This window comes from Arthrobacter mangrovi (genome assembly GCF_026011795.1).
GTDB classification, from domain to species: domain Bacteria; phylum Actinomycetota; class Actinomycetes; order Actinomycetales; family Micrococcaceae; genus Crystallibacter; species Crystallibacter mangrovi.
The window spans coordinates 113,375-127,343 of the sequence record NZ_BRVS01000018.1; the positions used below are offsets into that span (position 1 = coordinate 113,375).

The 13,969-nt window shown below is 68.6% G+C and carries 18 protein-coding genes; all 18 read left to right on the forward strand.

Annotated elements, in window-relative coordinates; genetic code table 11:
* The first annotated feature begins 23 nt into the window (after positions 1 to 23).
* Positions 24 to 557, forward strand: coding sequence for an NUDIX hydrolase (locus AHIS1636_RS14790; RefSeq protein WP_264796602.1), 534 nt, complete (start codon positions 24 to 26; stop codon positions 555 to 557).
* Between the two features lie 34 nt (positions 558 to 591).
* Complete coding sequence (locus tag AHIS1636_RS14795; protein WP_264796669.1) at positions 592 to 1,269, forward strand: alpha/beta fold hydrolase; 678 nt, start codon at positions 592 to 594, stop codon at positions 1,267 to 1,269.
* Positions 1,270 to 1,303: 34 nt separating this feature from the next.
* Positions 1,304 to 2,521 carry a hypothetical protein gene (locus AHIS1636_RS14800; RefSeq protein ID WP_264796603.1) on the forward strand — a complete coding sequence of 406 codons (1,218 nt, stop codon included), beginning with the start codon at positions 1,304 to 1,306 and terminating at the stop codon, positions 2,519 to 2,521.
* A 60-nt stretch (positions 2,522 to 2,581) separates the two neighbouring features.
* The gene (locus AHIS1636_RS14805; RefSeq protein WP_264796604.1) at positions 2,582 to 3,472 is read left to right on the forward strand and encodes a VOC family protein; all 891 of its coding nucleotides are present in this window, start codon (positions 2,582 to 2,584) and stop codon (positions 3,470 to 3,472) included.
* A gap of 42 nt (positions 3,473 to 3,514) precedes the next feature.
* Positions 3,515 to 4,000 carry a hypothetical protein gene (locus tag AHIS1636_RS14810; protein ID WP_264796605.1) on the forward strand — a complete coding sequence of 162 codons (486 nt, stop codon included), beginning with the start codon at positions 3,515 to 3,517 and terminating at the stop codon, positions 3,998 to 4,000.
* Between the two features lie 187 nt (positions 4,001 to 4,187).
* On the forward strand, positions 4,188 to 4,622 hold the full coding sequence (gene rpsP, locus AHIS1636_RS14815; protein ID WP_264796606.1) for a 30S ribosomal protein S16: 435 nt from the start codon (positions 4,188 to 4,190) through the stop codon (positions 4,620 to 4,622).
* A complete protein-coding gene (locus tag AHIS1636_RS14820) occupies positions 4,622 to 4,864 on the forward strand; it encodes an RNA-binding protein (protein ID WP_262105034.1) in 243 nt (80 codons plus the stop codon). Before rpsP ends, AHIS1636_RS14820 begins: the two co-directional genes overlap by 1 nt.
* Positions 4,865 to 4,967: 103 nt before the next feature.
* Entirely contained in the window at positions 4,968 to 5,513 is a 546-nt protein-coding gene (rimM, locus tag AHIS1636_RS14825; RefSeq protein WP_264796607.1) for a ribosome maturation factor RimM, read from the forward strand.
* Entirely contained in the window at positions 5,514 to 6,335 is an 822-nt protein-coding gene (gene trmD / locus AHIS1636_RS14830) for a tRNA (guanosine(37)-N1)-methyltransferase TrmD (protein WP_264796608.1), read from the forward strand.
* Between the two features lie 222 nt (positions 6,336 to 6,557).
* The gene (gene rplS / locus AHIS1636_RS14835; RefSeq protein ID WP_262105029.1) at positions 6,558 to 6,917 is read left to right on the forward strand and encodes a 50S ribosomal protein L19; all 360 of its coding nucleotides are present in this window, start codon (positions 6,558 to 6,560) and stop codon (positions 6,915 to 6,917) included.
* Between the two features lie 19 nt (positions 6,918 to 6,936).
* Positions 6,937 to 7,644 (forward strand): signal peptidase I, encoded by a 708-nt coding sequence (gene lepB, locus AHIS1636_RS14840; RefSeq protein ID WP_264796609.1) that lies wholly within the window; start codon positions 6,937 to 6,939, stop codon positions 7,642 to 7,644.
* 2 nt (positions 7,645 to 7,646) lie between these two features.
* Entirely contained in the window at positions 7,647 to 8,396 is a 750-nt protein-coding gene (lepB, locus tag AHIS1636_RS14845) for a signal peptidase I (protein WP_264796610.1), read from the forward strand.
* On the forward strand, positions 8,393 to 9,286 hold the full coding sequence (rnhB, locus tag AHIS1636_RS14850) for a ribonuclease HII (protein ID WP_264796611.1): 894 nt from the start codon (positions 8,393 to 8,395) through the stop codon (positions 9,284 to 9,286). Before lepB (AHIS1636_RS14845) ends, rnhB begins: the two co-directional genes overlap by 4 nt.
* Before the next feature lie 63 nt (positions 9,287 to 9,349).
* The gene (locus tag AHIS1636_RS14855; protein WP_264796612.1) at positions 9,350 to 9,673 is read left to right on the forward strand and encodes a DUF2469 domain-containing protein; all 324 of its coding nucleotides are present in this window, start codon (positions 9,350 to 9,352) and stop codon (positions 9,671 to 9,673) included.
* A 96-nt stretch (positions 9,674 to 9,769) separates the two neighbouring features.
* On the forward strand, positions 9,770 to 10,126 hold the full coding sequence (locus AHIS1636_RS14860) for a YraN family protein (protein WP_373875855.1): 357 nt from the start codon (positions 9,770 to 9,772) through the stop codon (positions 10,124 to 10,126).
* On the forward strand, positions 10,126 to 11,673 hold the full coding sequence (locus AHIS1636_RS14865; protein ID WP_264796613.1) for a YifB family Mg chelatase-like AAA ATPase: 1,548 nt from the start codon (positions 10,126 to 10,128) through the stop codon (positions 11,671 to 11,673). Before AHIS1636_RS14860 ends, AHIS1636_RS14865 begins: the two co-directional genes overlap by 1 nt.
* Positions 11,673 to 12,872: a DNA-processing protein DprA gene (dprA, locus tag AHIS1636_RS14870; protein ID WP_264796614.1), complete on the forward strand. Its 1,200-nt coding sequence runs from the start codon at positions 11,673 to 11,675 to the stop codon at positions 12,870 to 12,872. The genes AHIS1636_RS14865 and dprA overlap by 1 nt, the downstream gene beginning before the upstream one ends.
* Before the next feature lie 127 nt (positions 12,873 to 12,999).
* Positions 13,000 to 13,965 (forward strand): tyrosine recombinase XerC, encoded by a 966-nt coding sequence (locus AHIS1636_RS14875; protein ID WP_264796615.1) that lies wholly within the window; start codon positions 13,000 to 13,002, stop codon positions 13,963 to 13,965.
* Positions 13,966 to 13,969: the final 4 nt, after the last annotated feature.

A 13,969-nucleotide genomic window follows, 5' to 3' on the forward strand; every position in this document is an offset into this window, starting at 1 on the left:
CAGGCCGAGCAGGGAGGGCAGTTGTGACCAAGCAGCATCTGGACGGATTCTATGGTTCCGTCTGGAAACGGCCTGCCTCGGTGGCCGTCATTGTCCGCACGGTCGGCGGGTCGGTCCTGCTGGCCCCGGACCCCACGGGCGGTCTGGCCTTGCCGGCCGGCCTGGTCAAGAGCGGCGAGGATCCCCGCGGGGCGGCCGCCCGGGTCCTCGACGCGACGTCGCTGCAGCTTCCGCTGGGCCGGATCCTCGCCATTGATTACCAGCAGGCGCCGGACGCGCCCGCCGAGGCGTTCACGTTCATTTACGACGGCGGTACGTACGAGGGCGGTGAACTCGCGGCGGCTGCCGGGGGACAGGCGGGCTTCCTGGACTTCCAGTTGGCGTTGCTGGAGCTGGACCGGACCCAGGCGGCACAGCTGAAGGCAGCGCTGGACGCCCACGAGCTGCTGACGGTCCTCGAACTGCGAAACGGGCAGCCGCTGGATACCGTGCAGCGGGACGTGCCGCGGCGGGAACTCATGGCCGGTTTCGACGGGACGCTGAGCCCTGGCCGCTAGCTGGGGCTCCCGGTCCGCCGGAAAGACGCGCGTGGTGTTCGTGCACGGACCGGGCCGCTTCGGCGCCGCCGCCTGGCCGCATCAGCACCGGCTGGCCGGGAAGTACGACTGCCTGTTCCTGCGCCGGCACGGTTTCGCGCCCACGGCCGCCCCGCTGCCGACGGATTTCCAGGCCGATATGCACATCGTGCTGGCGAATCTCGGGGAAGGCGGACACGTCGTCGCCCATTCCCACGGTGCGATCTCGGCCATGATGGCCGCGGTCGAGCGGCCGGACCTCGTGCGGTCGCTCACGCTTTTCGAGCCCGCCTGCCTGTCCCTGACGGCGGACCTGCCGGCCACCCGGGCGCACCGGGAGCGGTTGGCGCCGCTGTATGCAGCGCGCGGCGAGCTGACGGACGAACAGTACCTGCGGGAGTTCAGCTGGCTCATGTCCGGTTCCCGGCCCGGGCCGCTGCGCACCTGGCAGGAGCGCCGGGAAGCCCGGCGCCTGCGGTTGCAGGAGGCGCCCTGGGCCGCGCCGCTCAGCATCGTCCCCGGGCTTCCGACTCTCGTGGTGACCGGGGGCTGGGAGCCGCTGTACGAAGAGGTCGGCGAGTATCTGGCCACCACCGGGGCGGTGCACCGCCACGCGCCGGGCCATCATCGGCCCCAGGATCGTGCCGAGGGCCACGGGTTGCTGGCAGAATTCCTGCCGACCCTCGAACAGTAGCCGCGGCTGCCGCGGCTCTTGCTAGCGTTGTCTCATGAACGCATTTGGCTGGGAGCCGGTATCCGGGCAGCTTTGGTGGCCGTGGCCCCTGGACGGACCCGGCGCCCGGGCGCTGGTCCGGGAGTTCGCGGACCGTTCCCTGCTCGGCGCCTTCGCGGCGGGCAACCCGGCGGCCGGCCAGACCGTCGTTGAATTCCTGCTGGCCCGCGACCCCTCGGGCCGGGTGGCCGTGCTGGATCCGGACGGGGCGGCGGTGGCCGGTCCGGACTACCGGATGCTGGCACAAAGCCTTTCGCTGGCTGCCGGCGGCGCCGTGGACATCGACGGCTTCGAGTACGAGGCGCCGGCGGCGGACGCAGCCCTCGAGCTGGACCCTTCCGACCGCGGGACCGCGCTGGACGACCTGGATGTCATGGCGCCACCCGTGCTGCGCACCGTCATGGTCGGACGGTTCCGGCGCGAGGACCTGCTGATGTTCGGTGCGCTGAATTCGGCGCCGCTGGACGTCTTCGAGGACGACGGCGAACGGGGGCGCCGGATCGTCGTCGTCCACGGAGGCGCGTCGCCCGGGCTGTACAACTGGCCGGAACAGGCGAAGCCGATGGCCGCCTTCGTGAACCTGGACGGCCTGCGGGCGGTCGAGGCCTGGCTGCCGGGGCCGCGGAAGGATCCGGCCAACAATTTCTGGCACGCGTGGCAGCCGCAGCCCAAGCCGTTTCCGAGCACGGAGCGGGCGTCGGCCGAGGCGCTTCGGCTGCTCGGAACCCTCATTCGCTCGGCGGATCCGCACACGGGGGACCTCGCGCGGGCCTTCGGGCTGGACGGCCAGGCCGAAGCCCGGCTCTCCGAGCTGCTGCTTGGCGAGGATTCGGAAGACGTCCTCGCGCAGACCGCCGAAGCCCTGGGCCTGCCGCGGCTGGCAGGGGAGCTCGCGGAGTCGGGCCAGTCATCTCGAGCGGTCCCGGAACATCTGCCGGCGCTTCCCCTGGGCAAGGCCGTGCTGGAACTGATGGCCACGCCCATGACCGGCAGTTCTCCGCTGGCCCGCTGGCACCGCCGCGTCCTCGCCCATCCCGAGCTGCTCGCCGGCAGCGCCGCCGTCGCGGCCGGGGCGGCCGCCGTCCTGCTGCGCGCCTCCGGTCGTCCGCTGCGCCGGAACGGCGGCCTGCTGCGTGCCGGTGCGCTGTCGCTGGCAGCCGAGGCTGCCAGCGAACTGGCCCTTTATGGCTACCTGAAATTCCGCCGCCGCTGACCGGAAGCGCCTGCCGGCGAGGACTGGAATAAACATGAAGCTTCAAGTATTGTTACTTGTATGAATCTTCAAGTAAACGCCCAGGACCTGCTGCCCGCCGATCTCAGCATGGGTACCGTGATGCTCAAGGTCGGCGACATGAAGACCATGACCTCCTACTACGAGCAGGCGCTCGGGCTGGACCCGCTGAGCGAGGGTCTCGGCGGCGTCTATCTGGGCCGCGGCTCCACCCCGCTGGTCCACCTGGCCCCGGCGGGGGGCCTGCAGCTGCCCTCGCGGGGCGAGGCGGGCCTGTTCCATACCGCGTTCCTCTTCGGTGACCGTGCCTCCCTCGCGGCCACGGTCGCAACCGCCGCGCAGTACGATCCGCGCCGGTTCGCCGGCAGTGCGGACCATCTGGTCAGCGAGGCGTTCTACTTCACCGATCCCGAAGGAAACGGCATCGAGCTGTACTTCGACAAGCCCCGCGAGAGCTGGCAGTGGAACACCGGCGCCGACGGCAGCCGCGAAGTCCACATGGACAACGTTGCCCTGCCGCCGCAGCTGTACCTGCAGGACCACCTGACCGAGGCCTCCCTGGCCGGGCAGCGCGAGGCTGGGGCGGAGATCGGCCACGTCCACCTCCAGGTGGGCGACACCGATGTCGCCGAGGACTTCTACGTCAAGACCTTGGGCTTCGAGCGCACGGCGGGCTGGCACGGCCAGGCCCTGTTCGTTTCCGCCGGAGGCTACCACCACCACATGGCCATGAACGTCTGGAACAGCCGCGGCGCCGGTCCGCGGAAGGACACTCTGGGGCTGGGCGAGGTCGTAATCCACGTGCCGACCGAAGACGAGGTCGGCGCACTGGCCGAGCGGCTCTCCAGTGCCGGGATCGGCCATCACCACACCGGCGCCGAGCTCCGCTTCGAAGACCCGTGGCGCAACCAGCTGCGCGTCGCCGTCGGCTAGGCTGAAGGCGCACCATCCTGCCTAACCGCGAAGGGACGCCCAATGTCCGGTACAACTGAAGTCTTCGTCGCCACCCATGATGTAGCCGTGCGGCGCGCCGCCGCCCTGGAAGCCAGTTTCGATGCCCGTGCGGACACCGACGCCTCCGGCGTAGCCATCGAGGACGCCCCGAACGCGCGGATCAACGGGATCACTGACCTTGAGATCGAGATCCTCGGGGGACTGGCGGCCAAGGCCGTCGGTGCCGCCGGCGATGCCGCTTTGGACATGGCGGACGTCTCCAGCGACTACCTGATGGTGGCCCCGGATTCCATGGTGGAGTCGCTGGCGGAACTGCTGACGTACGTCGACGACGGCGGGGAATCGGTGATTCCCGAGGTCGCCTCCCTCTGGGCCTCGGAGGAGGACATGCCCTTCAGCGGGGACGTCGCCGAGGAGTACGTGCGCCGCCTTGCGGAGCTGGCCCGGCAGGCCGAAGAAGGAGACCGTCTCCAGCTGTACGTCTGGAGCAGCACGGCGGAAGCCTGACGGGCTCGGCGGGCCGATGCGCCGGTTCGCGCGGATTGGCTCCCGTCTGGCACAATAGACAGGTACTCGATCTGCGCGGCCCCTCTCTCCGCGCATGCATCTTGTCCTTTGAACCCCAACCATGGCCCGCCCCACGGGAGCAGACATACGGGTTCGCCCATTTTCAGAACCAGGAGTGACCACAAAAGTGGCCGTAAAGATTCGCCTTAAGCGCTTCGGTAAGAAGTTCTCTGCCCACTACCGCGTCGTTGTCATGGATTCCCGCGCCAAGCGTGACGGCCGTGCCATCGAAGAGATCGGGCAGTACCACCCGACCCAGGAGCCCTCGCTCATCGAGATCGACTCCGAGCGCGCCCAGTACTGGCTCGGTGTCGGCGCCCAGCCGACCGAGCAGGCCGAGGTTCTGCTCAAGATCACCGGTGACTGGCAGAAGTTCAAGGGCATTGAGGGCCAGGAAGGCACCCTCAAGACCAAGGCTCCGAAGGAGGCCTTCGTGGCCCCCGAGAAGGACTCTGTCATCATCCCCGAGGCCATCACCCCGAAGGCCAAGAAGGAAGACGCTGACGAGGCTGCTGCTGAAGCTCCGGCCGAGGAAGCTGACGAGACCGCTAAGGCTGAGTAATGCTGGCCGAAGCGCTCGAACACCTGGTCCGTGGCATCGTTGACAGTCCCGAGGACGTCAAGGTCACGGTCAAAAGCAACCGCCGCTCGGAAATCATCGAGGTGCGGGTCAACCAGGATGATCTGGGCCGCGTGATCGGCAGGCAGGGCCGCACCGCCCGCGCACTGCGGACCGTCATCTCTGCCCTGGCAGACGGTGAACCGGTCCGGGTAGACGTGGTGGACACGGACCGCCGCCGCTGATCCGCCAGCGGCACCAGTCGAGCCATCCGGCCCCGGCACCAGATATGGTGGCGGGGCCGGACGCATCTTGCCAGTCCGTTCAGTACATCCGACAGGAGAGTCCATGCACGTCCAGGTTGCCAGGATCGGCAAACCGCACGGCATCAGGGGAGAAGTCACCGTCCAGGTCCTCACCGATGCCCCCGAGGAACGGTTCGTTCCCGGTGCCCGGCTTGTGGTGGAGCCGGAACGGCTCGGTCCCCTGACCGTGCGCTCGGCGCGTTGGAACAAGGAGATCCTGCTGCTGGGATTCGACGAAGTTTCCGACCGCAACGGCGCCGAGGAGCTGCGCGGCGCGAAGCTCTTCGTGGACAGCGATGACCATGAGGATGAGGACGCCTGGTATGAACATGAGCTGGTAGGGCTGAAGGCCCTCGTCGGCGACGAAGAGGTCGGCCGAGTGGCCGGCCTGAACACCATGCCCGCACAGGACCAGCTGGTCATCGAGGCCGCCAACGGCGAAGAAATCCTGGTGCCGTTCGTCGAGCAGATCGTGCCGGAAGTCGACGTCGACAACGGCTTCGTCCGGCTCACCCCGCCGCCCGGGCTCTTCGAGGTCAACAGCCCGGAAAACCGGACCGAACCGGACGACGGCGAGGGGGAGCGCTAGGTGCGCATCGACGTCGTCAGTATTTTTCCCGAGTATCTGGACGCGCTGGAGCTCTCCCTGATCGGCAAAGCCCGGCAGGACGGGCTCCTCGAACTCAACGTCCGCAACCTGCGCGATTTCACGACGGACCGCCACCGGACGGTGGATGACACCCCGTACGGCGGCGGGGCCGGCATGGTGATGAAGCCCGAGCCCTGGGCGCTGGCGCTCGAAGCGGTGCTGGCGTCTGCTGGTGCGGGGGCCCCTTCCGGTGGTCCCGGGCCCGGCTCGGACAGCGCGATTGAAGACCGCCGCCCCGTGCTGATCGTTCCTTCGCCTGCAGGCGAGGTCTTTACGCAGTCGATCGCCCACGAGCTTGCGGCGGAGCAGCACCTGGTGTTCGCCTGCGGCCGCTACGAAGGGATCGACGAGCGCGTCCTGGAGTGGGCGGCAGGCTCCTTCCGGGTCAGGCCGATGAGCCTAGGCGACTACGTGCTCAACGGCGGCGAGGTGGCCGTCCTAGCGATGGTCGAGGCGATCGGCCGGCTGGTTCCGGGTGTCGTCGGAAATCCCGAGTCCCTGGTCGAAGAGTCCCACTCCGACGGCCTGCTCGAGTACCCCGTCTACACCAAGCCTTCGGTGTGGCGCGGCCGGGCCGTACCCGAGGTGCTGCTGAGCGGCAACCACGCCAGGATCGCGCGCTTCCGCCGCGATGAGCAGCTGCGCCGCACGGCCCTGCGCCGGCCGGACCTGGCCGGCGCCCTGGCGCCGGAGCAGCTGACCGCGTCGGACCAGTCCATCCTGGCCGAAGCAGCAGGCCCGCAGGAGCTGCAGGAACAGTAGCCCGAATTGGCGGCCCCGGCCTGCTCTGTGGCAGAATAGTTCATTGTGTTTGCTGGGCTTGCGCCTGCCACAGGGGGCGTACATGCCAACAGCCAGACACGCCGGCGGCCGAATCCCGGACCCGCCGGTCCATTGATTTTCGGTGTCGGAAGAAGCGGCGTTGCCGGCTTCCGCGCCGTGACCAACGTGAATGACCTGTGGCGTTCACCAGGAGTGACAAGCATGCACATCCTCGACTCCGTCGACGCAGCCTCGCTGCGCAGCGACATCCCCGAGTTCCGCGCCGGTGACACCGTCAAGGTCCACGTGAACATCGTTGAAGGCAAGAACGCGCGTATCCAGGTATTCCAGGGCTTTGTCATGGGCCGCCAGGGCGACGGCGTTCGCGAGACCTTCACCGTTCGCAAGGTTTCCTTCGGCGTCGGCGTCGAGCGTACGTTCCCGGTCCACTCTCCGATCATTGACCGGATCGAAGTTTTGACCAAGGGCGACGTCCGCCGCGCCAAGCTGTACTACATGCGCGACCGCCACGGCAAGGCCGCCAAGATCAAGGAAAAGCGCGACTTCGGCTCCGCCAAGTAGCACCTTCCCTGACTTCACGGTGCAAGACCATAAAGCTCCCCGGCTGAACGTTGGGGAGCGCTCAGAACGCCGGCCCGGGTTCCCGGGCTGGCGTTTTGTCTTCGCCGGCCTGGTGGCTGCCATCGTGCTGAGCGCGGTGGTCCGGGCAACCTTCGTCGACGTCTACTACATTCCGTCGGCGTCGATGGAACCCGCATTGACCGAAGGCGACCGCGTCCTGGTCTCCCGGACCGACTACCGCTATGGGCCGATCCGCAGGGGCGACCTGGTCGTGTTCGACGGCCGCGGCTCGTTTGCCCCGCTCCGCAGCGGGAATCCGGCCTACGTGGATGCCCTGCTGCAGATGGGCCAGTGGTTCGGGTTCGCCGGAAACGGCACTACCTACGTGAAACGGGTCATCGGGCTGCCCGGCGACTCCGTGGAATGCTGCACTGCCGAAGGCCTGCTCGAGGTCAACGGCGAGGCCGTGGCCGAGCCCTACGTCCACCCGGGCGACGCGCCGAGCGAACTGGAGTTCTCCGTCCGCGTGCCACAGGATAGGTTGTGGTTGATGGGGGACCACAGGTCGGTGTCCGCCGATTCCCGGGGCCTGCTCGGCGCACCCGGCGGCGGCATGGTTCCGACGGATCGGGTGATCGGGAGGCCGACACACATTATCTGGCCGCTGGAGCGGTCCGGCAGGCTGGAACGAATCGCCTTGGGAACAGGGTCGGATGAAGGAAAATAGACATGGAGCAGGCGGCAGGCAAGCGCAGGAACCCGGCTTTGGCCTGGCTGAAGGAAATCGGGATCATTGTCGTCGTCGCGCTGCTGCTGTCCTTCCTGATCAAGACGTTCCTCTTTAGGGCCTTCTACATCCCGTCGACCTCGATGGAGAACACCCTCGAAGTCAATGACCGCATTTTCGTCAATCTCCTGGTGCCCCAGCCCATCGGCCTCGAGCGGGGCGATGTTGTCGTCTTCCGCGACGACTTGGGGTGGCTGCCGGCCAATGGGGCCGGCGACGACGGCGGGAACTGGTTCCAGCAGGCGCTCACCTTTGTCGGGCTGATGCCGGACAGCTCCGAGCAGCATCTCGTCAAGCGCGTGATCGGCATCGGCGGAGACCGTGTGGTCTGCTGCGATGCGGACGGCCGGATCACGGTGAACGGGAAGGCGCTGGACGAGCCCTACCTGCACCCGGACTCGACGAACGAAAGCCAGCCCTTCGACGTCGTCGTTCCCGACGGTAAAATCTGGGTCATGGGAGACAACCGGAACCATTCGGCGGACTCCCGGGAACACCGCGATGAAGCCTCCGGAGGCTTCATAGCCCTCGACTCGGTGGAAGGCAAAGCCGCGGTCATCGCCTGGCCGCTGGACCGGATGGGCGTGATCGGCAACTATCCCGAGGTGTTCGACAGCGTGCCGCCGGCCGGCGGCGGTTCGGCACCGGCCAACACGCCCTCCGGACGATCGGAGCAGGAGGGCGGAGAATGACCCCCAAGAACCCGCACCTGCGGTTCGAACGCTCGCTGACGTCACAGGGGTTCCGCATGGTTGCCGGTGCCGACGAGGTCGGCCGGGGTGCACTGGCCGGGCCCGTCACCGTCGGCATGGTGCTCATTGATGCCGGCGCCGTGAAGCCGCTGAAAGGCGTCCGGGACAGCAAGCTGCTGAACCCGAGGGACCGCGAGCTGCTGGTTCCGAAAATCCGGACCTGGGCGGTCGCCTACGGAGTCGGCCATGCATCCCCGGACGAGATCGACTCGATGGGCCTGACGGCCGCGCTCCGGCTCGCCGGCACCCGCGCCTGGCAGTCGGTGCTGGAGACGTCCCGTCCCGACGTCGTAATCCTCGATGGAAACTTCAACTGGCTCTCGCCGGTCGAGCAGCCCACCCTCTTCGATGCGGGCAGCGGGACCGGATGCGATGTACCGGTACAGACCAGAATCAAGGCTGACCTCAACTGCCTCAGCGTCGCGGCGGCCAGCGTCCTGGCCAAGGTGGAGCGCGACAACCTGATGGCCGAGCTGGCGCTCACGCATCCCGAGTACGGCTGGGAAATCAACAAGGGATACGCGACGGCCGCCCATCGGACGGCCTTGACTACGCACGGACCGTCGGGTGTCCACAGGCGCAGCTGGCGCCTGATGCCCGCGGTGCTGGACGATGCCGGCGGGCCGGATGACGAGGCCGCCGGCTCGGGGGAGGCAGGGGAGACCCCCGGCCCCGCGGCCGTGCCGGGCACCGAGGCCGCACCTACTCCCGAGGCGGACCGTGCCGAGCATCCCGCACGGGTGGCTGGCGCTCCCGCCCCGGAGGCGGGTCCCGGGGAGGTCCCGGAGCAGGCAGCGGCGGCACCCGCCCCTGCCCCGAGCCTGGCTTAGCACCACCGGCGGCATCCCGCCCCACCGGCGGCATCCCCTACCGATCTGCGAGAAGATGGACTCATGAGCGCTGAAGACCTTGAGAATTACGAAACGGACATGGAGCTGCAGCTCTACCGGGAATACCGCGACGTCGCGGGCCTCTTCAGCTATGTCGTGGAGACGGAGCGCCGGTTCTATTTGGCCAACCACGTCGATCTCCAAGCGCGTTCGGCCGACGGCGAGATCTATTTCGACCTGACGATGCAGGACGCCTGGGTCTGGGACATCTACCGAACGGCCCGGTTCGTCAAGAAGGTCCGCGTCCTGACATTCAAGGACGTCAACATCGAAGAACTGTCCAAGTCGGACGACCTGACCCTGCCGAAGGACGGCCTGGGCAACTAAGGCCAGTCCTCCTCCACAGCCCGCCTTGCCGGCGGGCTTTCCACATGGGCGAACGGGTTGCCGCGGTACGCCGGTCAGCGGCGCACGCTGGAACCTATGAGAGCTAAAGACAAACTCGGCAGGTCCGGAGAAACGCTGGCCGCGGCCTATTTGGAGCAAGCGGGACAGCGGGTGGTGGACCGCAACTGGCGCGGCCCCGCAGGGGAGATCGACATCGTCGCCCTGGAAGGCGCCACCGTCGTCGTCGCCGAGGTCAAGACACGCAGGTCGGTGGACTACGGCCATCCGCTGGAAGCCATTACCCCGGCCAAAGTCGAGCGGTTGCAGATCCTCGCGCGGCAGTGGCTCCAGGCCCACGGTATGTCCTCCAACGGCTATCGGATTGACGCGGTCGCCGTCCTGGACGACGGCGAGCATCCTCCGGTCATTGAGCACCTCAAGGCTGTCGGCTGATGGGGTTGGGCAGGTCTTTCTCGGTCGCGCTCGTCGGGCTGGCGGGGCACATTGTCGAGGTGGAGGCGGACATCGGCCAGACGCTGCCGGCGTTCGTGCTGCTGGGGCTTCCCGATGCATCCCTTACCGAGGCGAAGGAGCGCATCCGGTCGGCCGCGCGGAATGCCGGGATGCCGCTGAGCCCCCGCAAGCTTACTGTCAACCTGATTCCGGCATCGCTGCCCAAGAAAGGCTCCGGGTTCGACCTGGCGATAATGATGGCGGCGCTCCAGGCGGCAGGGGACGTCCGTCCGAGCGGCGGCACCGTGTTCCTCGCGGAGCTGGGGCTGGACGGCAGGCTGCGGCCGGTGCGAGGCATCCTCCCGGCCGTGATGGCCGCCGTCAACGCGGGACGCCCCGACGTTGTCGTGGCCGACGGGAACCGTTCCGAGGCGGACCTGGTGCCGGGTGCGTGCGTCCGCAGCTTCTCCACGGTCGCCGAACTGCTACTGGCCTTCGGTGCTGATCCGGCGCGGGTGGTCCTGCCCCCGGAGGAAGCCGAGGCGGGCCCGGGACCCGTTGCGCCTGCCGCGGCGGCGGGACGCGCTCCCGACATGGCTGACATTGCCGGCCAGCAGGAGGCCAGGACGGCGCTCGAGGTCGCCGCCGCCGGAGGGCACCACATCATGCTGGTCGGTCCGCCCGGCGCCGGCAAGACGATGCTGGCCGAACGGCTGCCGGGACTTCTGCCGGACCTGCCGGACGACCACGCGATGGAAGTGACGGCCGTGCATTCCCTGAGCAGTACGGCGGCGGGGCTGACCGAGCTCCTGCGCCGCCCGCCGTTCGAGAATCCGCATCATACCGCCACCGCCGTCTCAATCATCGGCGGAGGTTCCGGTATGCCTCGTCCCGGTGCGGCTTCCCGCGCCCACCGGGGCGTGCTCTTCCTCGACGAGGCGCCCGAGTACGACCGGGCCGTACTCGACGCGCTGCGGCAGCCACTGGAGAGCGGGGAATTGGTGCTGCACCGTGCGGCGGGGACCGCCACCTATCCGGCCCGCTTCCAGCTGGTGCTGGCAGCCAACCCGTGTCCGTGCGGCCGGTCCGACGAGAAGGGTATCGACTGCACCTGTACCCCTACTCAGCGCCGCCGGTACTTCGGCAAGCTCTCCGGTCCACTGATCGACAGGATCGACCTTCAGCTGGCACTGACGCGCCTGAAACGGAGCGACATGGCTTCCATGCAGGGCCAGGAGGGTACGGCGATGGTCGCGGCCAGGGTCGCCCGGGCGCGGCAGGCCCAGCACGACCGGCTCGGCCGGTGGGGCCATGTCCTGAACGCCGAGGTGCCCGCCGAGCTCTTCAAAGGTCCCCTGCGCCTGCCGCGCCGGATGTCGGTCGACCTCGACCGGGCCATGGACAACAACGTGCTCACAGCCCGCGGTTACAACAAAGTCCTGCGGGTCGCGTGGACCATTGCCGATTTGGCGGGTCAAGCCGCCCCTGACCGGGACTGCGTGGGGCTGGCCTTGGCCTACCGCCAGAACGAAAGGATGGCCGCGTGATGGCCGAAGCGTTGGAGGAGCGTCGGGCCCGGGCGGCGCTGGCCCGGCTCATGGAACCGTCGGACTGGGTGGGCCTGGCCCTCGTTGCGGCCCTCGGCCCGGTGGACGCCCTCCGGGTAGCCACCGGCTCGATCGGGCCCGGCCGGGAGCTGGAAGGAGAGCTGCGCCGGGTGCTCGACCGGCAGGCGGGCGGGGCGCAGCAGTCCCTGCTGGGGGATGCCCTGCAGCGCTGGGCTCCGCGGGTGAAGGACCTGGCCCCGGAGCGGGACCTGGCCACCATGGAACGGTTGGGCGGACGGGTGGTTATTCCATCGGACGACCTCTGGCCCCCGGCGCTGGCGGACCTGGAACTGGGGGAGCCGGTGTGCCTGTGGATGCGCGGAGACCTTGACCAGGGAGTTCCTGCCCTGAACCGAAATGTCGCCATCGTCGGTTCCCGGGACAGCACCAACTACGGCAATTCCGTGACCGGAGACATGGCTGCCGGCCTGGTCCACCGGGGCTACTGTGTCATATCCGGAGGAGCGTACGGCATCGATGCCCAGGCCCACCGGTCCGCGCTCGCAGCAGCAGATGAGGCCGACGGTGTGACGACCATGGCCGTTATGGCGTGCGGCCTGGACCGCTACTACCCGGCGGGCAACGAGGACCTGCTGCGTTCTATCGCCGCTCGCGGAATCATCCTCGCGGAGGTACCGCCGGGCTCGGCGCCGACCAGATGGCGGTTTCTCCAGCGCAACCGGCTCATCGCGGCCTTGGCTGGTGTCACCGTCGTAGTGGAAGCACGATGGCGGTCGGGTGCCTTGAACACGGCGCATCACGCCGCCGGACTCGGCCGTCCGGTCGGTGCCGTGCCGGGGTCCGTGTACTCGGCGAACTCGGCGGGCACACACCGGCTTTTGCGTGACGGCAGCGCCACCTGCGTGACCGACGCGACAGAAGTAGCCGAGCTGGCCGGGCCCTTTGACGCCACCGGTGCGACGGGTCAGCAGGAAGTACTGGCCGACCATGATGGCCTCGGCGTGGAAGACCTGCTGCTGCTGGACGCCCTTCCGATCCGGCAGGGCGTCAGCATCGACAAGCTCGCTGCCGTGGCCGGGCTGCCTGCGCGGAGCGTCCTGGCCGGACTTGGCAGGCTGGAGTCGCGTTGTCTGGCACGGCAGGATGGCTCTGGTTGGCGCCGCGCGCGCAGACCCTAAACACCCGTTACCGGGCCGCGGCCGTCGAGCCTTTCACGATGCGGGCCAGCCCGCCCGGGAGGGTGCTTCCGGCACGTGGTCCGCGCGCCTGCTTGAGCCGGGTGGCAGGATCCGCGAAAGTTGGAGGGTGATTGACCGGGACGACCCAGCGGCTGCAGCCGAAGGGGCAGAGGGCGAAGAACTGCCGGCGGAATTCGCCGCCGCCCTTGGCGCGTTTGGCCGGTACCTGCGGGCGGAACGCGCGCGGTCGGAACATACTATCCGGGCGTACCTGGGCGACGTGGCAAGCCTGCTGGGCTTCGCGGCCAAAGGCCCGGGGCAACACGTGACGGACATCGACCTGTCCGTCTTGAGGTCCTGGTTGGGGAGCATGAACACGGCGGGCATGGCCCGGGCGACGCTGGCGAGGCGGGCCGCCGCTGCCCGGACATTCATGGCCTGGGCGTTCCGGGAAGAGCTGGTTGCGGAAAACCCAGCGCAGCGGCTGAAGGCCCCCCGACGCCAGTCAGCGCTGCCGGAGGTGCTCCAGCGGCGCCAAATGGAGCAGCTTTTCGAAGCGCTGTCGGACCAGGCCGCGGAAGGCGATCCGGTGGCACTGCGTGACCGGGCCATGGTCGAGCTGCTCTATGCCACGGGTATCCGGGTCAGCGAGCTCGCCGGTCTGGATGTCGACGACGTGGACCACGACCGTCGTGCGGTCCGGGTCCTGGGCAAAGGCAATAAGGAGCGTACCGTGCCCTTCGGCGTCCCGGCCGGTACGGCCTTGGACGACTGGCTCCGGCGGGGGCGCGGGCGGCTGGCCGTCGCCGGCAGCGGCCCGGCGCTCTTCCTGGGCCGGCGCGGCGGCCGGATCGATCCGCGGCAGGTCCGATCGGTGGCCGCCCGGTTATTGGCCGCGATTGCCGACACGGCGGCCAGCGGCCCCCACGCCCTGCGGCACAGCGCTGCTACGCACCTGCTCGACGGCGGTGCGGACCTGCGCGCGGTGCAGGAGATCCTGGGGCACACCTCGCTCGCCACTACCCAGCTGTACACCCACGTATCAGTGGAACGGCTGAACTCCAGCTACCGGCAGGCCCACCCCCGGGCCTAATATG